This window comes from Halobacteriovorax sp. RZ-2 (genome assembly GCF_043196685.1).
In the GTDB taxonomy this organism is placed as follows: Bacteria; Bdellovibrionota; Bacteriovoracia; order Bacteriovoracales; family Bacteriovoracaceae; genus Halobacteriovorax_A.
In genome coordinates, this window is sequence record NZ_JBEBMR010000002.1 from 286,127 (window position 1) to 307,371 (window position 21,245).

A 21,245-nucleotide genomic window follows, 5' to 3' on the forward strand; every position below is an offset into this window, starting at 1 on the left:
AGCTTAATGGATTTATCTAATATTAAAGAATTTTTTAAAAGGTATGATTTCTCGTTCTTTCTTTTAAGTACGGTTATCTTTTTCTTCGGAATTCTAAATCTCTATTCGGCAACTCACGCATCTGCTTCGACTGCGCATGCTAATTTATTTAAGGTGCAGATCGGTTGGTATGCTCTTTCAATTGTAATTGCTTTTGTTATTAGCTTTATTAACCCTCAAAACCTCTATCGCTTTGCTTGGCCTATCTACCTATTTAATATCGTTTTACTCATCTTAGTAATTGTTCTTGGTCATAAAGGGATGGGGGCAAGACGCTGGCTAATGATTGGGCCTATTAGGTTTCAGCCCTCTGAGTTAATGAAGATATCAGTGATCTTCGTCTTAGCAAGATACTTTAGAAATTATGCTCCAGATAATGAATTAGGACTAAAAGACTTAATTAAGCCTGCCATCCTAGCTTTTATCCCAACGATTTTGATTATCGTTCAACCAGACTTAGGAACAGGGCTCCTAATCCTTCTGATCTTCTTTACAATGGTATTTTTTAGAAAACTAAAGTGGAAGACTCTTCTTATTCTCGCTCTTGTGGGCCTTGTGAGTGGGGGTGTGATGTATCAGTTTGGCCTAAAAGAATATCAACGAAATCGTATTAGAACATTCATCAATCCGACAGCTGATGCAAAGGGGACTGGATATAATGCCATTCAATCAAAAATTGCAATCGGTTCAGGAAAGATATTTGGTAAAGGATTAAGAAAGTCGTCTCAGGCTTCTCTTAACTATCTTCCAGAAAATCACACTGACTTTGTTTTCTCAATTTATAACGAAGAACATGGGTTCTTTGGGGCCATCCTTCTCATCGGACTCTATCTCTTTTTATTCTTCCGATTTGTCTGGCTTTCCGTTAACGTCAGCCGAATATTTGAGTCCGTCACCATTATTGGAGTTATGAGTATTTTCTTCTGGCACACCTTTATCAATATGGGGATGGTAATGGGACTACTTCCTGTTGTAGGGCTGCCTCTACCTCTAATGTCCTATGGAGGTTCATCTCTTTTAACCTTTGGGGTTTGTATAGGGGTCGCGACTTCAATTTCGAACACGAGGCGCTTCTTTTAAAAAAGGGGGCTTTTGGCATCGATAATGCATCAATATAGGTAATACACCTTAATATGGAGCAAATATGCCAAAAAAGATGATCAAACTTTTAACACTTGTCTTATTACTATCCGCACCACAGGCTTTTGGGGCCGGCTTTGGTAGTGAATTCGAGTTATTCGATCGTCTAAAGGAAGATATGTGGAATCTAGGGTTAGATTTTGAATATGTGCATACTGCTGATCTTAAATTACCAAATACTGACGCCATTCATGAAGGTGGAGAGATGGAGCAGGGACAGTTACTTGTGAAATCAGTGCCTTATGAATTAATTCATCGATTTGAGCGCTCATTTTAAGATTTGATTAAAATAGTACTAATATTTGACTATGTCTTTTTACTCTCGCTACAATATTCGTGTTAGTGAGGTATGCAATGAAGAACGTATCTGCAATTGGAAGTTTACTGAAGAAGATCTATCGTATCTACAGTAATCACATTCTTAGTTATCTACAAGAGAAAGGCTTTACAGACTTAAGGCCGAGCTTTCTTGAAATTCTTATTTATATTTGTGAAAACGAAGGCCCAACAATCAAAGAGATTGGTTCTGCTTGCGGCCTAAAGAAGCAAACAATGACGAGTCACTTAAATGAGTTACAAAAACGTGGCTATATCATTCGCAAGTCTTCTGAAGTTGATAAGCGTGAACAACGCGTTTATTTAACTGAGTACGGTGAGAAGTTTAAGTTCTCTCTCTTTGATGTTCTTGAGTTAATTGAAGGAAATTATTCGAGAAGAATTGGAGAGGTTGAGCTTGAAAGAATTCAATCAACTCTAGAGAATATGCACAACAAATTAAATAATGTTGAAAGGCATACATTAGAGTCGAGAATTCAACTCAACCTATCACTCGATTTTTAATAAATAGTTTAAGCTACTTTTACAACAACGGAACCTTGTGTTGCTGGCCAAAACTTGTAGCCACCTGAAACGTTATTCACGTTAAAGAAGCCTTTCTTTACCAGCTTTTCACATGCTTGAATTGACTTAAGTCCATCTTCGCTAATAACTAAGATTGGCGTTGTCTTATTTGTGATCTCAACATAGCGGTGATCGAGATCTTCATAAGGAATATGAATTGCACCCTCAAGCTTAACAGGCTTTTCATAATCCTTTGGAGTGATATCTAAAATAATATAATCCATGTCCTTATCTTCATAGACATCAAATGCCTTACGAGGAGATAGGTCATTATATGGGAGTCCCATTAGAATCATATTATCATCAATGAATTCACCGTTCTTTACGCGAATTAAATGATTTCTTTGAAGTGAAACTGAGAAGTCGACTTTTTCGTCAATCTTTGCAAGGTTGCGTTCAATATTAGTTAGTCTAGTATTGATAAAATCAAGCATTTGAAAATATTTTAAATCCACGAAATTCCTCCTCGTTCAAACTCCATATCGGATAAACAAGAGGAGCAATGAGAAAACGGGCCCTAATTAGAAGAGCGGGTAAAAATTTCCATAATAAATATTCCCAGTGATAACCGTTGTTAAGAAGCATGAAGTGAAAAGAATAGCACCTTCATAAATTCCATAACCGAGTTCTACGCTTAGGTTTGCATCGTCAGTATCGTCTTTCTTAATTTGTAGATCGTCTTGAATTGAGAAGACCAGAATAAGACCCTTTCTAATAATAGGGATGATGATAATTGAAAGTAGGATCTTTAGAATCACTTGAATTGTATACCACTTAATATCTTGAAGAGAGTGATCAAGAGAAGAAGAGATAATCGTACAAAGTCCTAAGATGAATCCCATGTATGAAATTGCAACAGCTAGGCTTTTTTGAACAAGAAGCCTGTTAAAAGAGAGCTTTGAAATAATTTGAAAAGTCTTAGAGCAGAATCCTATGAGAACAACGGCAAAAAGCCATAGGAATAGCGTCATAATCAGAGAGCTATTTGATACCTTAATAACTGTTTTTAAAATATAGGCCAACGAGATTGAGTGAGAAAAACATATAATAGCGTAGGCGTAATTTTTTCGACGTAAGATTTCATCAGCATATTCAAAATTGTAGAGAACAATGCTTTCTAAGATATAGAGTGAAGCGAGGTAGAGGGCGATAACCATTATCGACTCTAAGAAAAGTTGTCCTAGTGCAAAGTACATCCCATCAGAAACATTGATGACAATATTTGAATAGATAATTCCAATACCAATAATTCGTCCAAAGAGGTGGATCGTGTCAGTTGAGTTTTTCGATGGAGAGAATTTTTTTAAAATTTGGTGCTTGATTGATGGAAAGAGAATTAAATGAGCTTGCTTATATATATAAATAATAAAGCAAATAATTAGTGCAAAAATAATTCGAATAATTAATTTATCGTATAACTCATTCATTCTTTTGTTCCCACTTAGGTAAACTAGTATATTTCTTCAATATGTCTTTTAGTGTTGTTTTGTTTTCGCTCTTCTTCTTAAATGCGTAGTGTGCTGTCGTTACAGAACCTTTTGTTCCGAACTCATTATTTAGGCCATAGAATGGAGAGTTTGCCTTTTCAAGAACAATCATTCTACGATAGAAGTCATAAGTTGGGGTGAAGTCTCCCCAGTGGAAAAGCTGAGGAAAGTTCTTGTATGTTCGGTGAAAGCGCCAAACCTTCTGTCCCGAATCTGAAGTTCTCCAAGTTCCATAAGCAGGTGAGCCAATATAAATTGAGCCAGGAGGCATAGGAACTGTTGAGCTTACATCATTTTCATATCTTCTAAAAAGAGACATTCCTATATTTGCTTGGTTCTCAAGAAAGAACTCACGAGAAATTCTTACATTAATTCTTTGTGGTGCCTTAAAGGCATGAATGATTTGATAGCGGTGGTGATAAGTTTTAATGAGGGCACCTGTTGAAAACTCTCTTTCAAGAATAACTGAAATAGGTGAGCCCTTAAAAATATTTGCGTATGCATTTGCATTTGGAACAAAGATTGTTCTCTTCTCAGATGGAGAAAAACTCTTCGATATACCGAGGTAAAGCAAAATTAATAGCACATAAAGTGAAAACTTATTCATATCTATTTATTATAGACGACCTTGACGAGCCTAGTCCAAAGAATCAAAGATTAATTTGAAGAAATAATTTTATTAATTTCTGCTAAATTCTCTTTGCTTAGTTTTTCCATATCACAATGAAGTCTATTAATAGCATGGGACTTCGAAAATTTGTGGAATAGGTCAGTTGCTTCGTTAATATCGAAGTACTCTGTTTTACCACCCATTTTTGAATTCCTTACAACTTTCATCGTGTATTGCCCCTTGTTCTTTGGCCTATCTGCTGCGTAGTACTTAGATAGACGTCCAGTTGAAGAAGAGCGAATCACTTCCATATTGATAGACTCTAAGTAGGCTTGAACCTTCTCAAGAGTTGCCAATTGTGAAGAGTTGAAAGATTCAAAAATCTTTTCTGGCGTTTGATTATTAACAATCGCCTTTGCATATGGATTATTTGAGTGTCTTAAAATCTTCATAAGATGATAATCATCGTGCTCAATATATTTTTCAATATCGGCCGGGATTAAGTACTCATATGGAGATGTTTTAAAATAACGTTGTAAAAGTTTTTCAAGGCAAACTGCACGATAGTGGAAGTAAACCATGATGAACATGTGGTAGCGACTTAGCAGGAAATCATCGAAAGTGATGACAGCTCTCTCAGAAATTCCTAATGTAGCTTTCCCATCAATAATTGCAGCTTCAAGATTATCAAGTAACCAATCAAGATCGTAAGAACCGTAGCTCACCCCGCAGAAGTAGCTATCTCTTAGAAGATAGTCCATGCGGTCACAGTCAAGTTCACTTGAAACAAGTTGATGAAGAAGAGGGAAGTAGCTAATACCATCAATCTTAAAATAGTCATGATCGTTAGTTTCACCACGAATAAGATCCGCGATATACTTTCTTTCAACACCAAAAGTTTTTTCAACTTCTTTTAAACTGTGTGCAAGAGAGCTATCTGCAATGGCCTTGATCGTGTAGTCTTCATGAGTTGCTTGGCGGTCACTTGTTAGGTCACGACCTAGAAGATATTCTTGAGGAATTTTTAGATCCTTAAGCTTTGGCATCACTACTTCAGTCGAGTGACTTAGTGGAGCGTGCCCAATATCGTGTAAAAGACAAGCTAACTTAAAAGTTTCTTTAATTCTTAAGTGCTCTTTTGTGATGATTTGATTTTTAAAGAGACGATCAAATGCCATCTCTCCAACTTTCATCACACCAATAGAGTGAATGAGACGAGTATGAGTCGCACCAGGAAAAATATATTCAGAGAAACCTAGTTGTTTAATGTTGCGAAGACGTTGAAAAAAGTCTGCACGAATAATTGGTTCTTCTTCTTTTAAGATGTGAATTGATCCGTGGACCGGGTCTCTTACTTCCATTGAATAACTTCCTCAAAAAATTATTTAAGCTTATCCTTATTTTGAACTAACCAGTTGATGATATCTTGTGATTCAAACATTGGCTTATCGTCAATATAGAGACAAGGAACTGTACGTCTTCCTGTAGTATTAATATGCCTTTCTAGGGCCGATGTGTCATTCATTATATCGCAATAAGTTAAATTAATCCCTAGCTGTTCAATAACGTCCATAACTCGATGGCAAAATGGACAACCTGTATAGTAAAAAAATTCTAATTTCATAATATCGTTCCAAATAGAAAAAGCGGCAAAAGCCGCTTTTTCGTTATTTATATTTTATCTCAATAGATTTTAGTAAAAATCATCCTCATCTTCATTTTCATCAGACTTATCAAGACCAAGTGCATATCTTTCGTCTTCATCAAGATCATCTGTTGATACTTCTTCTTCTGGAGAATCAAATGCATCATTGTATCCCCATCCAAAGCTCATATCATCTTTTTCATCTTGTTCATCGTCAGGATTATATTCTTCTTGAAGATTTGGTCCTGGCTCACTGTAGTTTTCTGTAGCTTCTAGTCCAACGCTATCTTCGCTTTCTTCAATTGTTTCAAGCTTAGTTTCTTCGGCCACTGCAAGCTTGTCTTCAAGCTCATATTCTTTTAGTGAGTCAGCTAGTTGAGAATCAAGAGCATCCTTGTGTTTCTCTTTATACATTGCAATTGCTTCTTCACGAGAAAGACCTGTTGTTGAGTCTTTTTTACTTGTATCTTTCTTTGCTGTTTTTTTAGCTACTTTCTTAGTCGCTTTCTTTGCCGCTTTTTTAGCTACTTTCTTAGTCGCTTTCTTTGCCGCTTTTTTAGCTACTTTCTTAGTCGCTTTCTTTGCTGCTTTTTTCGCTACTTTCTTAGTCGCTTTCTTTGCCGCTTTTTTAGCTACTTTCTTAGTCGCTTTCTTTGCTGCTTTTTTTGCAACTTTCTTAGTCGCTTTCTTAGCCGCTTTTTTAGCTACTTTCTTAGTCGCTTTCTTTGCTGCTTTTTTTGCAACTTTCTTAGTCGCTTTCTTTGCTGCTTTTTTTGCAACTTTCTTTGTTGCTTTCTTTGCAGTTTTCTTTGCCACTTTTTTAGCTACTTTCTTTGCAGTTTTTTTCTTTGTTACTTTCTTTGCCGCTTTCTTAGCAACTTTCTTAGTTGCTTTCTTTGCAGTTTTTTTGGCAGTCTTCTTGGCTACTTTTTTCTTTGCCATATATACCTCGCGAAAAAGTTATAAATACGTCCCTAGTATATAAAAGATCGTTAAAATTTCGCAAGCTCTTTTTTGTTTATAATGGCCCATTACAGGCCATTCTAAAGGGGAATCGGTAAATTTAGGTAAATTGATTAGAAGTATAAATCAGGGCCAAATTCAGACAGCTCTGTTTTTGGAAGAGGGTTTGAAATAACATCCCCTGTGGCCTTCACATCTTCTGGGCTTCGAGGTGTTTCGCCTTCTGGTGAAAAACCTGCCTGAAACTCCATGTAATTTGATTCATTCTTTGCGTAACCAGATGCAGTATCTGTTATTGAGACGAGGCTAATAAGCTTTGTTGAATAGGCATTTCGACGATGGTTCTTACCCTTGTTTGTAAATGGGTTCACCGAACGGCCATTATTTTCACCGCCATAATCCTTACCTGGAGCATATGCTGTCCTAAGTGAGTTATTATTTAGAGAAGGCGAAGGTGGGTTGGCCTCATTATTTTGACGATACGTCGTAATATAGTAGAGGTTAGATTGAGTTTGTTGGGCCTTGTTATTGATAAAGGTCTTTACGGCCCCTAGTAGTGGGATCGTTTCACAATTGTCTGGTTTTGCTTCCTCATCTTTTCCAAGAATGAAGTATGTAAAGCGAGAAGCGATACTTTGCTTTTGGCACTGCGGAATTGGTAGGGCAACTGTTGTTGTGGTTGGATCTCCGTCAACATCTGGATCAAAAATGGCCTTTGATGCGTCAATATAGGCCGTTGGATCCTGTGCACTAGTATTTCTTACCTTTGTTGCATAAAAGCTAAGGGCCTTGCGAAAGACAATAACAGCGTCACTTAAAGTATCGATGTAGTCAGTTAGAACTCCAGTTAGTGCTTCACGGTCTTTGTAAAGAAGGGTTCCGTGAAAGAGTGGAGCAAAGTAACCAATTGTTTTGGCCGATGGATCAATATAGCGAACAGAAGGAAAGTGATCAGATGTTGTATCTGTCTCTAAACTATCAACTGTAGGAACCATGTAGTTAATGGCATCGTAATTGGTTGGAGCACGAACATTCTGAAACGCCTCCAGGAGATTTTGGGCCGTTACACCGGCCTGATTAACTGTATAGTTTGGAATATTGGCCCTCAGGTCAACAAATTGCTTCGTTGTAAATAATCCGGCATTTTCACCTGTGATATTACTTGGATTTGGGTTGTAAGCAAGCGTTGGGAGATCTGATTCAGAAGTCGTTTGTGAGTTTAAATTGTAGATCATATTCGGAATTGTAAACTTAACATCGACGTTTGAAGGAATTCCACCAATTGCTGCTGTCGTATCTGTTGCATCAAGGAAGAAATCTGACGTTGCTGGAAGAGGAAGTCCTTGAACCTTTACACCATCAGTAGGGTCATTAGTTGTTCTCGGATCACCAGTTGTCGTAAATCCCATAATAAAGTTCGCACTTCTTGAACCAGAAGCATTAGCGATTCGAGCAGAGTTTGAGCTTGATTCAGCGTAGTCTTTTCCTACTGTTGGAGAAACAATAGCAGGTCCAATACGCCCCCCAAATGGCTTTGCCGCTGCGTATGCGGCCATATCAATAACTTGTCCAAATGGATTTAAAAGTCCTGTGTATTTAACTTTTGCCTTTACTGCATAGTAAGTCACAACCTTTGGGTTCTTATAGAAACCTAGAATATAACCAGGTACAGGAAGGGCCGTTTTTGTCGAGGCACATGAGGCCTCAGCAGCTGTTCCACTTGAGTCCGGAACGGCAATTGTTGAAATACCTTCAGTCGTTGGTGCAAAAGTTGTAAAGAACGTTGTGAAGTTCATGATCATTGGTACAAGATCAAGGTAGCGCTTTGAAGAAGCAACAAGCTCCCCACCGTTATAACTGGCATCCTGTGGGATAAGAAAGCTTGAAAGAGATTGTGGTGAAGGTGTAAAAGTTTTTGGTGCTAGCTCATAAAGAACTAATGAGTTCTGTAGTGAAGAACCAAAGCTTTCATTAAAAATTCCACCACCAACAGACTTAGATGCTGCGAAATAGGCCTTAAGTGGTCGGTCGTTAATTGGAATACCTGTCGACTGATTTTCCATACTTAGTTGTTGTGGATTTATACAACCTGAGGCCGCGCCACCACCACAGATACCTTGAGTAACAGGTGGGCGATTAACAATCATCTCAAGATTTCTAATTCGAAGAGCAAGCTCCATCGATTCAATCCAAGCACCAGTGCGGTCTGCAGCTGCAATTGGTACATCGTTTTGTGAAACACCTGCAGCAAAGGCGTAGTTCTTTGCGGCAGAGAAGTTGTAAGTCGAACGAACCATGCAGTTCTTGGCCTTCAAGTTAACAAATGCATCCATTGTTCTTTCAAACTCTTCACTTACATCTGGAATACCCGCAACGTGAAAACGTGGAAGACCTGGGATTTGATAGATTGTACAAAGGTTTTCATTATTACCTGTACCAAAGTGAAGGCATACAGAAGGAACGTTATAATGGTCGCCTTTAACACCACTACTAAAGTCAGATCCTGTTTCATCAAATCTCTTTAAGGCGAAATTCATTGTATCAGTTGTGTTAGCGTGAGTGTTCTCATTGGCAAGTTGACCAAGAACGTAGTACTTAAACATCCACTCTTTATAAGTATTTCGCATTTCCCAATTTAGGTGAGCGATATTTGTTAGCTGTCTGGCCTGAGAAGCTGCTCCTGACCAAGCGGCCGAATCAACTGCATTCTGCAAATTAATCTTGGCCTTTACAAAGAGTCCTACATTCACCACAAATGCGATAAATGAGAAGATGGCCACAAGTGTAACTCCAAAGAAGATACTGATTTGGCCTTTTTTATTTTTAACTAGTTCTTTTGAATGTGAATGATGTGCTTGTGTCATAATGCCTTATTTTTCCGGTAACTTAATGCTACCGAAAGTGGCATTTATGCGTCAATTCATATGAACACTTTCTATTTTTAGTTAGTTGCACTGAGTTATTTTTGGCATTGAACTTGTAATAGTAATGGGTACCAAGGATATGGTGCCTGATCCCTGGAGTAGAACGTTTGTGCAGGCAAGGCTAACCACCTTAACCATGGCCGCATCGGTCATCTTTAAGTACTTGCTTTTACGAGTGCTTATCTCTACCAGGCTTATGGTCTTGTTCGACTCAAGGATGAATAAGAACAGGGCCTGGTACCTTTTTTACCTGCTTATAACAGGGGAGTTAAGTTGGTAAAATTAAGGAGTCGAAGTTTGTTAACTTTGTCGATGCTTAGGAGGGCGATAATTGAAGACATTGAATTCATTTAATCCATTAGAGACGCGTACTTACAAATTTAAGAAAGCGCATATTGAATTCTTCTGTCCTCTTTGTCGCACTCAAAGGGCAGTTATCACAAACCCACATATGAATGCTAAGAACTACCTTCAAGTGTTTATGCTAACTGTTGCCACAACGGGAATGCTTTATCCATTTGTGAGCTTTGCAGGAATCTTCTCATTCTTTCTATACTGGGCCGGTTTTGAAGCAGCACTAAGACTGAATTTTAAAAAAGAAATTCCATGTCCTCACTGTGGCTTTGATGCAGCTTGGTATAAAAAAGATGTTCGTATCGCTAAGTCGAAAGTAAAAGAGTTTTGGCAGACCAGAGGTGGCCATGCTCAAATTGCTCCAGAGAATGTTGAGCAAGCTTTTGCAGACATGAATTAAAAAAAATTAGAATCTCCAAATTCCCACTTTTATCATTTCAAGCTCTTGACGCGAGTTGTTCTTTTTTTTGTCTTTGCAAGGCTATTTATGACTTCTCGATAGGAGAAAGTCGTATTATTGTAGTAAAGTATTAAGGTAATACTCAACCTTGCGGTTATAGTTGAATTCTAAAGTATTGTTTCAGTTATACGCGAAGAAGATTGGAGGAACAAATGAGTGTAAACAAGGTTATTTTAGTAGGACGTTTAGGACAAGATCCAGAACTTAAGTACACACCATCTGGGATGGCAGTATGTAACTTCTCACTTGCAACAGGTGAGTCTTGGACAGATAAAAACGGACAAAAACAAGAAAGAACTGAATGGCACAGAGTTGTTGTTTGGGGAAAACTTGCTGAATTATGTGGTCAATACCTAGCAAAAGGTCGTCAAGCTTACTTAGAAGGTCAACTTCAAACAAGATCTTGGGAAGACAAAGATGGTAACAAGAGATACACAACAGAAATCAATGCAAGAACTGTACAATTCTTAGGTGGAGCAGCTCCATCTGCAGGTCAAGGTGCTTCAATGGGTCAGTCAAATAACAACTCATTCAACCAAGAGCCACCTCAGCAAGATGATATGAACCAAGGTTATGATATTTCATCAAACGCTTCATTCACAGCTGATGATATCCCATTCTAGAGATTAATTTAAATTTCTATATATGATTAGGGCCTGCTTTTGCGGGCCCTATTTATTTCTAAATACCTGAATTTTAAAGTAAACATAGAATGACTAAAGAAATCTTAACTTCTTGGCGATAAGTGAGTTGATGAGTCAGTTAAGATTTTTAACATTTTTAGTTGTTCTAGCTTCATGTGGTTCTTTTGAAAAACATGGGGGACTTCTTCCTTTAAATAAAGTTGAAAGTAATGAAATGCTTTTAACTGAAAGTGAAGAAGCAGAGTATCGTTACCTTGCAGACCTTTATGGGATCTCGGAAGAGAAGCTCGATCTTAAAGGTGATGCTCCAAAGAGAGTTGTTCAAACTGAAAAGGATTGGCAACTTGAGGATGTAAACCTCAATGAAATTGAAAATAGCTCATTTGTCATTAGTGATTATGAAGTAAGCTTTGTTGAAGATAAGTTTAAAAATGAAGCTCAACTAGTTGCAGAGGCCAAGGCCGCTGAAGCTGCTAAAAAGAGAAAGTCACGTGGAATTGCTTCTGTTCCAGAGGTAAGCCTCGTTCACAAGAAGAGAAGACCTGCTTCGCTCTTTGCTATGGCAAAGAAATCAACACCAGAATCAATTCGTTACTATATTGCCAAAAAAGGCGCTGACGTAAATGAGAAGAATAAGAGAGGAGATACACCTCTTCATATTGCGATCAAGAATAAGCGTTTTGATAATGTTCGAGCTTTATTAGGAATGAAGGCCGATCCAAATATCCCAGATGCTAGTGGCAAGAGCGTTGCTCAGTACGCACAAGAAATGGGGATACAATCAATTATAAAATTAATGAAGAAGAAATAAAAAAAGCTCCCGATGGGAGCTTTTTTATTATGTAATTTTGTGTTTGATTACTTTGCTGCTGGAGCTGCTTCTGATTTTGTTTCTTCAGCAGGAGCTTGTGCTGGAGCTGTTGTATCAGAGTTAAGTGGAGCTGCAATTGGTGCTGCACTATCAAGAAGAGACTTAGACTCTTTACCTGTTTGAATCTTCGCTAGAAGAATACAGTTACCTAGGAAAAGAACTGTAAGGACTACAGTGATTTTACTTAGGATATTACCTTGTTGGCTACCTGTGAATACGGCTTCTGAAGCACCACCTAGAAGACCTGCTTCTGCACCTTTACCAAATTGTAGAAGAACTACGATGATTAGAAGTACTGAAACAACACCGTGAAAAATCATTAAACCAGTAACCATAATTTATTTCCTTTCAATATAAATAGATAAATTAACAACAATTTATATCAACACATCGAGGCCATGACAAGTACTGTCTATGACCTGATGAGTTATATATATTGAAATTGATCGTTTATTTAGTTTGGACAACCTGTGAAGATCTGCTTTTCAAGATTGAAAAGGTAACAGTCGCGCTTCTTGTAAGCATTTCTAAAGAATTGAGGCGCAGCTTTTGCGACGGCCTTTCTTACTTTGTAGATTTCTGGCCAAGTAAGAGAAACAGGCATCTTTGTGTGAAGATAGATATTTCCATTATAAGGTTTCGCAACACGATCCCAAGCTTCCTGAGTTGGCCTATCATCTTCGTCTCTATTTAAGAACCAAAGGTTATCAAATTCACCTTTAAAGTCTTTAAAGAGTTGAGCGAAAGTTTCACCTTTGTAAGTGAACATATTATCAAACTGAGTCAGCTCTGCTGTTTCTGAAATATTATATGAACCACTCATTAATTTCGTCTTTGAGAAGTCATTCTCATCATAATCAAAGATCATGTACTTGTGGTGATTCAAGGCCCAGTGGCGTGGAGATGGTGCGTGAGAATAGTACTTAATTCTTACTGGTGCGACCTTGTTTTTATTTCCAGGAAGCTTCTTCCAATTATAAACAAAGTAAGGAGTCATCTCTTTTGATTTTGTACTAGTTTTATACTCTTGATTATCAGCTACAATCTTAACATCGACACCTCTTTTAACTGCATCTAAAAGTGCGTCAGCAACTTCTTTGATAACAAGGTGATTAACATTAACGAGAATATTCTTTTGCGATTCATTGATTAGCTTAATCATGGCATCACGAACGAGCCATGTCTTTTGTCCACTTACTTTACGAGCAGTCATTTTAATATAACGTCCCGATAGGTAGCTCTTAGATGATGGTTTTAGGTTTGTGTATTTAAAGTTCATTGAACTTGAAACAAAGGAAGGATTTTCTTCTTCGTTTGGATCATTCTTTAAACTTTCAAGATCAAGAGATGCTAGGTTTTCTTCTTGTACTTCTGAAGTGTAGATATCTTTCCCCGAGTTCCATAGAAACTTGAACTCACGGTTGAGGGTATTAATTGTTAGGCGACCTTCTTGTGAAGAGTCATTGTTGAAAATAAAGTTCTCAGAGTAGCGAGATTTTGCACCACCTGAAAGGTTAGCACTTGAATTGAATGCCCACTTATCATCGACAATAGAAAACTTCTCATGCATTTTCTTGTAAGCAAACTTTACACCACAACCAGCATCTTCAATTGCTGTTGCGTAATCATTAACTCGAGAATTATTTCTTAGGTTAGGGTGGAGGACAACTTTTACGTCAACTCCTGATAGACATGCGACCTCTAGACTTTTTGCAACTTTTGAATCCGACCAGCTGTAAACAGTTAGCCAAACTTTTTCTTTTGAACCATCGATTGCAGAGTATATCTGATTAAATGCTTCCTCGCCTTGGTGAGGTGAGAAGAGCGCCCAAAAGCTTGCTCCAGCGAAGATATTACTTGCAATTAGTGTCGTAAATAGCAGTTTTTTCATTCAGTCTCCCTTCAGATTTGAGCATTGTGTATCCCACGCAATGCAAAATGAGAAGGTTGTAAGAAATTATTTCAATAAAAAAAGTGGTCAGAAAGTGATATCAGCAACTTAAATGGATTATTCTTTTGACCTTCGGCAATCGCTTCTTTACCATTTTCATATGGGAAGACTTAAGAGACTTTGGCCATGGCTGGCCTGTGCTGCAACGGTATTTTCAATTTCTGGAAATAGCTTTGCGAGTAGTTTAAAAATTACAACATTTAACTTACGTTGGTATGGACTGGGAGGAGAAATCTCGGGACAAAGAACTGACGAGTATCGTGATCCTTTTATTACAGAGTTTCTAAGTACGAAGTATATCAATACTGATATTTTTCTCTTCCAAGAAGTTATCGACACGGATCGATTGGGGCAACTAATGGACGGCCTTGGTCATCATTGTGTTTCCTACCGTCATGAGCAATTCAATCACCAACACCTAATGATATGTTTAAAGAAGTCTCTTGAAATCGTTCCTGAAAAAGGTGATGACGACTATGCTTATCCACTTATGGAAAACCGTCCTTACTTAAGGCCGGCCCTTTATGGACAAGTCATTGATCGTTATTCAAAGAAGCCATTAATTCACTTAGTAGGCCTTCACCTTAAGGCCGGCCCTAGCTCTATTGATGCGCGCCTTGAGCAGGTTAATAATTTAAATAAAAGAGTTCTCGAGTATCGCCAAAGTAATCTTCCTGTTGTTATTGCTGGGGATTTAAATACTTATCGAAATTCTCGTTATGAAGACAAAGAGTCAGACCTAGTTGTTCTAGGTGATGCCTTTAAATCGATTGAAGTGACAAGAAGAACTAGTGACTACGATTATACTTATCGTAATGGTGGCTCTGGAAATGTTTTTGACCACTTCTACGTCTCTGATAATACTGAAACGAAGTATGTTGAAATTTGGCGTGCTTGTAGTGGAAGTAGCCGTAATACAAAGAGATTGGAAAACCTCTCTTGGTATCAACGCTTTATTTCTGACCACTGTCCAGTTTCATTAAGAGTTGATATCAAATAGTAAGCTTAATTGTTGGTAAATTTTAACATTTGAATTTAACTTTAATTAGGCCTTAGTGTTCATTTTTTTATGCTAATTTCTCAGGCATGAAAGCTTTAATTATTTTGTCACTCTCAGTCCTGACGTTTGTTTCTGCGCATTTTACTTATGCACAAGATGTAAAACCAAATGTCGTATTACTAACATCTCTTGAAACACCACGTATCTGGTACAAGCCTAAGGGCTGGAAGATTGATCCAAAACTTGAAAAAATCTTCAAGAAGCACTTTGATAAGTCTGGATACAATATTGTTGTAAAACATAGTGTGGACTTTCATGAGCTACGTCGCCAGCTTCACAACCCAAATAATATTGCTGTGTTCTGGGCATCCCATGCGGCCGGAACAAGTCAGAATACAACTGGCTCAAATAATATGGGTGCAGTTCTAAGTATTAACGGAAAGGATGTTAAGGATCTTTTTAAGTCTGTGCATCCAAATATTCGCTACCTTGGGCTTGTTGGATGTGATGCTGAAGGAATCCTTAATGAGATTTCACGCGAAGGACACTATCGTTATAATCCAAACTTAATAACTCATTCATTCACAAAGAAAATTGATGCACGTAAAGGACTTAAGAAATCTCTGAAAGCATCAGTTGGACAACTTGGTTATACAAAGAAGAGATTATTCTTCTTGAAGAAAAAATCACTTATCTTCCGTCATGACTTTTATGGAAGAGAAGATCTTTTAAAAGTTAATAACTACTTTCATTGCGCAAAAGAAAATGGCTACCTTGTAAAAGGTGTACGTACACTTACTCAAGACTCGATGGAAGTTGCAATTACTAACTCACAAGGAATTCTGAAGATTCTTCCAGCTGCTAAAGCAGGGGATCGCCAAGAGTTTCAATTCTACTTACCATATCATCCGGAGTTTGCTCGTCGTGATATGAAGATCAATGTTGATAGTCTTATATATTTTGGTGAAGAAAGAAAATATTTAGGTGAGTTCGATTTTGAAACAGATTGGGGAACAGACTGGCGTGTCTTTGCTAAGCCCGACGGAACGGTCTTAGGAGTTACTAAGAATCTATACTTACCAAGGGGAAGTTTGCCATCAATTGATGATGTTCAGACTTACAAGGAATTAAGTTGTAACGATACTGAAGAAATGAAAGTTCACGTTTATTAATTAAGCGTGAAGACCCATGTAGCTGTCCGCTTGTAGGGCAGCACCACCAACAAGGCCTCCGTCAATGTCTTGGCATGATAGGAGGTCTTCTACATTTGAAGGCTTAACAGATCCACCATAGAGAATCGAAGTTTTCTCACCATCGATTTCTAAGCTTTCATTGATGAATTTTCTAATGAAGGCATGAGTTTCTTGCGCTTGCTCAGGAGTTGCTGTCACACCAGTTCCAATGGCCCATACTGGCTCATAGGCAATGATGACTTTATCACTGTTAATACCAGCAAGACCAAGACGAAGTTGCTCTGAAAGAACTTCTTCGACCTTTCCAGCTTCTCTTTGTTCAAGAGTTTCACCGATGCAGAAGATAACTGTTAAATCATTTGAAAGGGCAATCTTTGTTTTTGTATTTAGGGTTGCATCGTCTTCATTGTAGATTGAACGACGCTCAGAGTGACCGATGATCACGAAGTGGGCACCGATGTCTTTTAGTGAAGCAGGAGAGGTTTCTCCAGTAAAGGCTCCGCTATTTTCAGTTGCACAGTTTTGGGCACCGATTTTAAAGTCGTCAGTATTTTGAAGACAAATAGGGATGTGGATCGCTTGTGGAGCAATCCATGCTTCGTGACGAAGTTTAGAGCTGTCGATAGTATCAAAGAAGGCGATAACGTCTTCTGTGTTCTGATTCATCTTCCAGTTTCCTACGATATACTTCGTTCTCTCAGTCATATTTACATCCCTTTTAATTATTTAAGTTTTATTCAACACCAAATTTTAGAGCACTAATTCCTGGAAGACTACCTTTCTCGATAAACTCAAGAGATGCACCACCACCAGTTGAAACGTGACTCATCTTGCTTGCAAGTCCTGATTTGTTTACAGCACTTACTGAGTCTCCGCCACCAACAAGAGTGTAGGCATCTGACTCACTTAAAGCTTCAGCGATTGCAAAAGTACCTTTGGCATAATCTTCATTTTCAAAGATTCCCATTGGCCCATTCCAAAGAATTGTCTTTGCTTCACGAAGAAGAGAGCTGTACTTTGCAATTGTTTGTTCACCAATATCTAGTCCCATTTTTCCATCTGGGATACCTACTTTATCAACTGCTTCTGGCTTACCACCAAACTCACTTGAAACGATGTGGTCAATTGGAAGAACAATTTTATGTGCAGTACTTTGAGAGAAAATTTTCTTTGCTAGACTTACGTCTTCATCAGAGCAAAGAGAAGTTCCAACTTCATTTCCTTTTGCTTTTAGGAAAGGGTAGGCCATAGCACCACCGATTAAAAGACTTGATACACTTGAAAGTAATCTTTCAATGATCTTGATCTTGTCACTTACTTTTGCACCACCAACTACCGCAACAAATGGAGTCTCTGGTCTTTCTGTGATTTTTGAAAGGGCCGCAATTTCTTTTTTCATAAGAAGGCCAGCATAAGCATGGTTCTTAAAGAATGCATTGATTTCATAAGTTGAAGCGTGTTTTCTGTGAGCAGCACCGAATGCATCGTTTACATAGATATCTGCATATTCAGAAAGTTTACGAGCAAACTCGCGATCATTTTCTGTTTCTTCTTTGTGAAAACGAAGGTTTTCAAGAAGGATGATCTTATTTGAGTTAAGTGTAAGTAGAGTTTTAATACCACGATCAAGACATGATTCAGTTAGCGTAACTTCTTCTCCTAGCTTGTCTGCAAGATAAGTTGCAACCGGCTCAAGTGAGAAGTCTGGATTAACTTGTCCCTTTGGGCGACCAAGGTGAGACATCATAATTAGCTTAGATGCGCCTTTGTCTAGGATTAGCTTGATTGTTTCAAGAGCATTATCAATTCTTGTTGTATCAGTAATCTCTTTAGTTTCTTTATCTAGAGGTACATTGAAGTCAAAACGAACAAGAACTTTCTTGTCTTTGATTTGTGATTCATCAATGCTGTCAATAAATTGTAATGCCATAGTTTTTCCTAATTTACTTTTTAAGTATTAAAGTTGGCTACCGATGAAGCCTGCAAGATCAATTACTCTATTAGAGAAACCTGCTTCGTTATCATACCAAGTAACAACTTTTACACTCTTCTTATCAATTACTTTTGTCAGTGGAGCGTCTACACATGAAGACTCTCTCATACCCATGTAATCAACAGAAACTAGTGGCTCATCTTCAAAACCAAGAATACCTTTCATTGAAGTTTCACTTGCTTCTTTTAGAGCTGCATTTACTTCTTCTTCTGTTACTTCTGTTTCTAGGTTAACAGTAAGGTCAACTAGTGAAACGTTTGGTGTAGGAACGCGAATTGCGAAACCATCAAGCTTTCCTTTTAGTTCAGGAATAACTAGACCAACAGCTTTTGCTGCACCAGTTGTTGTTGGGATCATTGAAACAGCTGCTGCACGAGCACGACGAAGGTCAGAGTGTGAAGCATCTAGGATATTTTGATCACCTGTATAAGAGTGAACAGTTGTCATGTGACCATTTGTAATTCCAAACTTATCGTGAAGAACTTTAGCAACTGGTGAAAGACAGTTTGTTGTACAAGATGCATTTGAAATAACTGTGTGTTTTTCAGCATCGTAAGTATTCTCATTGATCCCCATAACGATTGTGTTATCAACGTCTTTACCTGGGCAACAAAGGATAACTTTTTTAACTGTTCCAGTTACGTGCTTCATTAGAGATTTTTGATCTTTAAAAACACCTGTTGCATCAATTACGATATCAACTTTATCTTGTGTCCAAGGAATTTCACTTGGGTCTCTATACTTGTGAAAAGAAATTTCTTTTCCGTTAACATGCATTTTGTGTGATTCATCTACACTTACGTCACCGTTGAAACGTCCAAATACTGAATCGTACTTGATTAGGTGAACATAGTCATTGATATCTCCTGGTGAGTTAACTGCAACAACTTCTAAGTTTTCAATATTGCGGTTAAAGATTTCTCTAAGAACTGTACGACCAATACGGCCCATACCATTAATACCAACGCGGATCTTTCCAGACATACCTGACTCCTGTGCTTAATTATTAAAAAAAAATTCCCCTGTAATATGCCACAATAGAGAGAGATTGCCTACCTAAAGCACATATTTCTAAGAGGATGCGACGATTTTGCTCACTGCCCAAAAAATAGCTGAACAAGCTATAATTTTACTAATGCAGACAAGTTCAAAAATGCCATCAAATATCATTCACTACAAATCCAAAGCGGATTATGAAAGTGGAATCAAGAGTGAGGCCTCTGTGCCTGAAAAGCTTGCTAAGAATGCAACGAAAGTTGTGGAGAAAACTGCTAAGGTTGCCGAAGCTGCTGCCAAGGCATCAATATCAACTGATGCTCTTGCTATTGCTCAGGCCGGAAAGAAGTTGGCCGTGGATGCTGTGACAACAATTGCTAAGTCAGCTGTTAATGTACCAGAAGAGAGTAGTGAGGTTAAAAAGGTTGAGCCGGTAAAGGAATTACTACCAATTAATAAGCCTGCAATATTCTTTTTAGAAGGACTTCATCTTTCCACTCTTAGCTCAAAAGGTGGACTTGAAGATATCGCTAAGTCTTTTAGCGATGGAGAGTTTGTCAGCTGGAATGAGGAAGATAAGGTTTTTGAGGAAGTTCTTAGGCGACCTAAGGATCAACCAATTATCTTAGTTGGCCACTCTCTTGGGGGCGATGCAGTTGTGAACTTGGCCAATCGACTCAATAGTGCAGAGGCCGGTTTTCGAGAGGTGAATCTTCTAGTGACTCTCGACTCGGTAGGCTTTGATAATGATATCATTCCAAAGAACGTAAAAAAGAACCTCAATTTTATGCTGGATCGCTCTTTTATTTTCAATGATGGGCCTAATGTTGCTCGTGATTTTAAGACGACAGATGTGATCAATATTTTAAGGCCAGAAGGTCATACTAAAATAGATGAAGCAGCCGATGTGCATCGCGAAATTTTTCAAGAAATTACCCAAGTTTTGGATCAGAATTACTTGGCCAAGAGAAAGCAACAACTTGCGGGCCTCTATCGCGCCTTCTATGAGATGAATCAGCAAAATAACTCGTAATCCTTTCTAGTCTTTATCAACTGATTATGCTATGAAGTGTCATGCTAAAATATGTTATGATCCTTTGCGTTGTTTTCTCTAGCTCTTGCTTTGCAATTGTTGGGGGAGAAGCTGTGAGCAAAGGTGAATATCAGAGCGTCGTGGCCCTCGTTAGGCTTGGGCGCCCATTCTGTACAGGGGTTGCCCTAACTCCAATGCATATTCTTACGGCAGCTCATTGTCTTGAGAATAAGAACTTCAAATCAATTCGCGTCTACCTAGGTGAAGGTAAGTCTATGACGGCCTCAACGAGAGAGAGTCTTGATGCCCAATATAGCGTCACAGGTATAGAGCTACACCCGAGCTTAAAATTTAAATACCCAAATGGGCCACTGGCCGATCTGGCAAGTTTGAAAACAGTTGATCTTGCTGTTGTGACTGTTGATGTGCCTTTGAAAGTTAAAAAGTTTTATTCTCTTCTTACTGACCCAAGAGAAGTGCTGGCCAAGATTATTCCTGGTGCAGTGACAACAGCTGTTGGATTTGGCTACACAGGCGAAATCGGCTTTATGCCAATGGACTCAGCTCATGCCAATATTATTTATGGGCAAAAGAGGGTGGCCGATATCCCGATCTTCGAAGCATTCTTTAATGAAATCGATATGAGAAATAAGCAAACTGATACTTGCTATATCGATAGTGGTGGACCGGTTTTTGTTGATGTTAATGGAGAAAAAAAGATTGCGGCCGTTGTTTCTGCTTCCTTTGGTTTTTGTGCTGAAGGAAAATACGCGACTTTATATTCTTTGGCCTATCACTCTGCCTGTTGGCTTAAGAAGGTTACAGGAATCTCTGATGAGTTTACTGACTTCCACTGTGGGCGAAATATTAAAATTGCTCAAGAGTGCTTTGGCATTAAAAACGAAAAAGACCTCTTAAGTTGTGCTGATAAATACTCAGATGAAATTCTTCGAAGCTACCGATAGTCATACAAATCAATGACTTACAATCTAGTCTTATTTTATTAACCATTTATAAAGAAATATGTGAATTAAGTCTCCTT

At 38.2% G+C, this 21,245-nt stretch carries 22 protein-coding genes; 10 read left to right on the forward strand and 12 right to left on the reverse strand.

Going from position 1 to position 21,245, the window contains the following annotated elements:
- The first annotated feature begins 6 nt into the window (after positions 1-6).
- The 3 genes from rodA to ABMA78_RS07455 all read left to right on the forward strand — a co-directional run bounded on the left by rodA (position 7) and on the right by ABMA78_RS07455 (position 2,019).
- Positions 7-1,119, forward strand: coding sequence for a rod shape-determining protein RodA (rodA, locus tag ABMA78_RS07445; protein ID WP_392858542.1), 1,113 nt, complete (start codon positions 7-9; stop codon positions 1,117-1,119).
- A 64-nt stretch (positions 1,120-1,183) separates the two neighbouring features.
- Positions 1,184-1,456 carry a hypothetical protein gene (locus ABMA78_RS07450; RefSeq protein ID WP_392858544.1) on the forward strand — a complete coding sequence of 91 codons (273 nt, stop codon included), beginning with the start codon at positions 1,184-1,186 and terminating at the stop codon, positions 1,454-1,456.
- Between the two features lie 77 nt (positions 1,457-1,533).
- A complete protein-coding gene (locus ABMA78_RS07455) occupies positions 1,534-2,019 on the forward strand; it encodes a MarR family winged helix-turn-helix transcriptional regulator (RefSeq protein WP_392858546.1) in 486 nt (161 codons plus the stop codon).
- Between the two features lie 8 nt (positions 2,020-2,027).
- Here the strand turns inward: ABMA78_RS07455 and ABMA78_RS07460 are convergent, their stop codons facing one another.
- The 7 genes from ABMA78_RS07460 to ABMA78_RS07490 all read right to left on the reverse strand — a co-directional run bounded on the left by ABMA78_RS07460 (position 2,028) and on the right by ABMA78_RS07490 (position 9,648).
- The gene (locus ABMA78_RS07460; protein ID WP_392858547.1) at positions 2,028-2,534 is read right to left on the reverse strand and encodes a rhodanese-like domain-containing protein; all 507 of its coding nucleotides are present in this window, start codon (positions 2,532-2,534) and stop codon (positions 2,028-2,030) included.
- 66 nt (positions 2,535-2,600) lie between these two features.
- On the reverse strand, positions 2,601-3,506 hold the full coding sequence (locus ABMA78_RS07465) for a hypothetical protein (protein ID WP_392858549.1): 906 nt from the start codon (positions 3,504-3,506) through the stop codon (positions 2,601-2,603).
- The gene (locus ABMA78_RS07470; protein WP_392858550.1) at positions 3,499-4,173 is read right to left on the reverse strand and encodes a hypothetical protein; all 675 of its coding nucleotides are present in this window, start codon (positions 4,171-4,173) and stop codon (positions 3,499-3,501) included. Before ABMA78_RS07470 ends, ABMA78_RS07465 begins: the two co-directional genes overlap by 8 nt.
- A gap of 50 nt (positions 4,174-4,223) precedes the next feature.
- Positions 4,224-5,537 (reverse strand): HD domain-containing protein, encoded by a 1,314-nt coding sequence (locus tag ABMA78_RS07475; RefSeq protein ID WP_392858553.1) that lies wholly within the window; start codon positions 5,535-5,537, stop codon positions 4,224-4,226.
- A 20-nt stretch (positions 5,538-5,557) separates the two neighbouring features.
- Positions 5,558-5,800 carry a glutaredoxin family protein gene (locus tag ABMA78_RS07480; protein ID WP_392858554.1) on the reverse strand — a complete coding sequence of 81 codons (243 nt, stop codon included), beginning with the start codon at positions 5,798-5,800 and terminating at the stop codon, positions 5,558-5,560.
- Positions 5,801-5,869: 69 nt separating this feature from the next.
- Complete coding sequence (locus tag ABMA78_RS07485; RefSeq protein WP_392858556.1) at positions 5,870-6,763, reverse strand: histone protein; 894 nt, start codon at positions 6,761-6,763, stop codon at positions 5,870-5,872.
- Between the two features lie 134 nt (positions 6,764-6,897).
- Positions 6,898-9,648 (reverse strand): Tad domain-containing protein, encoded by a 2,751-nt coding sequence (locus ABMA78_RS07490; RefSeq protein ID WP_392858558.1) that lies wholly within the window; start codon positions 9,646-9,648, stop codon positions 6,898-6,900.
- Positions 9,649-10,039: 391 nt separating this feature from the next.
- Here ABMA78_RS07490 and ABMA78_RS07495 point away from each other — a divergent pair, with 391 nt between their 5' ends.
- The 3 genes from ABMA78_RS07495 (at position 10,040) to ABMA78_RS07505 (ending at position 11,977) form a co-directional block, all read left to right on the forward strand.
- Positions 10,040-10,462, forward strand: coding sequence for a hypothetical protein (locus tag ABMA78_RS07495; protein ID WP_392858560.1), 423 nt, complete (start codon positions 10,040-10,042; stop codon positions 10,460-10,462).
- 212 nt (positions 10,463-10,674) lie between these two features.
- Positions 10,675-11,145, forward strand: coding sequence for a single-stranded DNA-binding protein (locus ABMA78_RS07500; protein WP_021268448.1), 471 nt, complete (start codon positions 10,675-10,677; stop codon positions 11,143-11,145).
- Positions 11,146-11,275: 130 nt separating this feature from the next.
- Complete coding sequence (locus ABMA78_RS07505; protein WP_392858563.1) at positions 11,276-11,977, forward strand: ankyrin repeat domain-containing protein; 702 nt, start codon at positions 11,276-11,278, stop codon at positions 11,975-11,977.
- Between the two features lie 47 nt (positions 11,978-12,024).
- On the opposite strand, the gene secG is transcribed toward ABMA78_RS07505, so the two are convergent.
- Positions 12,025-12,372 carry a preprotein translocase subunit SecG gene (gene secG / locus ABMA78_RS07510; RefSeq protein WP_392858565.1) on the reverse strand — a complete coding sequence of 116 codons (348 nt, stop codon included), beginning with the start codon at positions 12,370-12,372 and terminating at the stop codon, positions 12,025-12,027.
- A 119-nt stretch (positions 12,373-12,491) separates the two neighbouring features.
- On the reverse strand, positions 12,492-13,928 hold the full coding sequence (locus tag ABMA78_RS07515; protein ID WP_392858568.1) for a phosphatidylserine/phosphatidylglycerophosphate/cardiolipin synthase family protein: 1,437 nt from the start codon (positions 13,926-13,928) through the stop codon (positions 12,492-12,494).
- A 160-nt stretch (positions 13,929-14,088) separates the two neighbouring features.
- Here ABMA78_RS07515 and ABMA78_RS07520 point away from each other — a divergent pair, with 160 nt between their 5' ends.
- Together ABMA78_RS07520 and ABMA78_RS07525 are read left to right on the forward strand one after the other, a co-directional pair.
- Positions 14,089-14,988, forward strand: coding sequence for an endonuclease/exonuclease/phosphatase family protein (locus tag ABMA78_RS07520; protein ID WP_392858569.1), 900 nt, complete (start codon positions 14,089-14,091; stop codon positions 14,986-14,988).
- An 86-nt stretch (positions 14,989-15,074) separates the two neighbouring features.
- Positions 15,075-16,160 carry a hypothetical protein gene (locus tag ABMA78_RS07525; RefSeq protein WP_392858570.1) on the forward strand — a complete coding sequence of 362 codons (1,086 nt, stop codon included), beginning with the start codon at positions 15,075-15,077 and terminating at the stop codon, positions 16,158-16,160.
- Here ABMA78_RS07525 and tpiA read toward each other — a convergent pair whose 3' ends face one another.
- The 3 genes from tpiA to gap are packed head-to-tail and all read right to left on the reverse strand — an operon-like array spanning position 16,161 to position 19,158.
- Positions 16,161-16,886 (reverse strand): triose-phosphate isomerase, encoded by a 726-nt coding sequence (gene tpiA, locus ABMA78_RS07530; protein ID WP_392858572.1) that lies wholly within the window; start codon positions 16,884-16,886, stop codon positions 16,161-16,163.
- 28 nt (positions 16,887-16,914) lie between these two features.
- Entirely contained in the window at positions 16,915-18,111 is a 1,197-nt protein-coding gene (locus ABMA78_RS07535; RefSeq protein WP_392858574.1) for a phosphoglycerate kinase, read from the reverse strand.
- 27 nt (positions 18,112-18,138) lie between these two features.
- Positions 18,139-19,158 (reverse strand): type I glyceraldehyde-3-phosphate dehydrogenase, encoded by a 1,020-nt coding sequence (gap, locus tag ABMA78_RS07540; RefSeq protein WP_392858575.1) that lies wholly within the window; start codon positions 19,156-19,158, stop codon positions 18,139-18,141.
- A gap of 151 nt (positions 19,159-19,309) precedes the next feature.
- Between gap and ABMA78_RS07545 the strand changes: the two genes are divergently transcribed.
- Positions 19,310-20,203 (forward strand): hypothetical protein, encoded by an 894-nt coding sequence (locus ABMA78_RS07545; RefSeq protein WP_392858576.1) that lies wholly within the window; start codon positions 19,310-19,312, stop codon positions 20,201-20,203.
- 41 nt (positions 20,204-20,244) lie between these two features.
- Complete coding sequence (locus ABMA78_RS07550) at positions 20,245-21,168, forward strand: S1 family peptidase (RefSeq protein ID WP_392858577.1); 924 nt, start codon at positions 20,245-20,247, stop codon at positions 21,166-21,168.
- Positions 21,169-21,245: the final 77 nt, after the last annotated feature.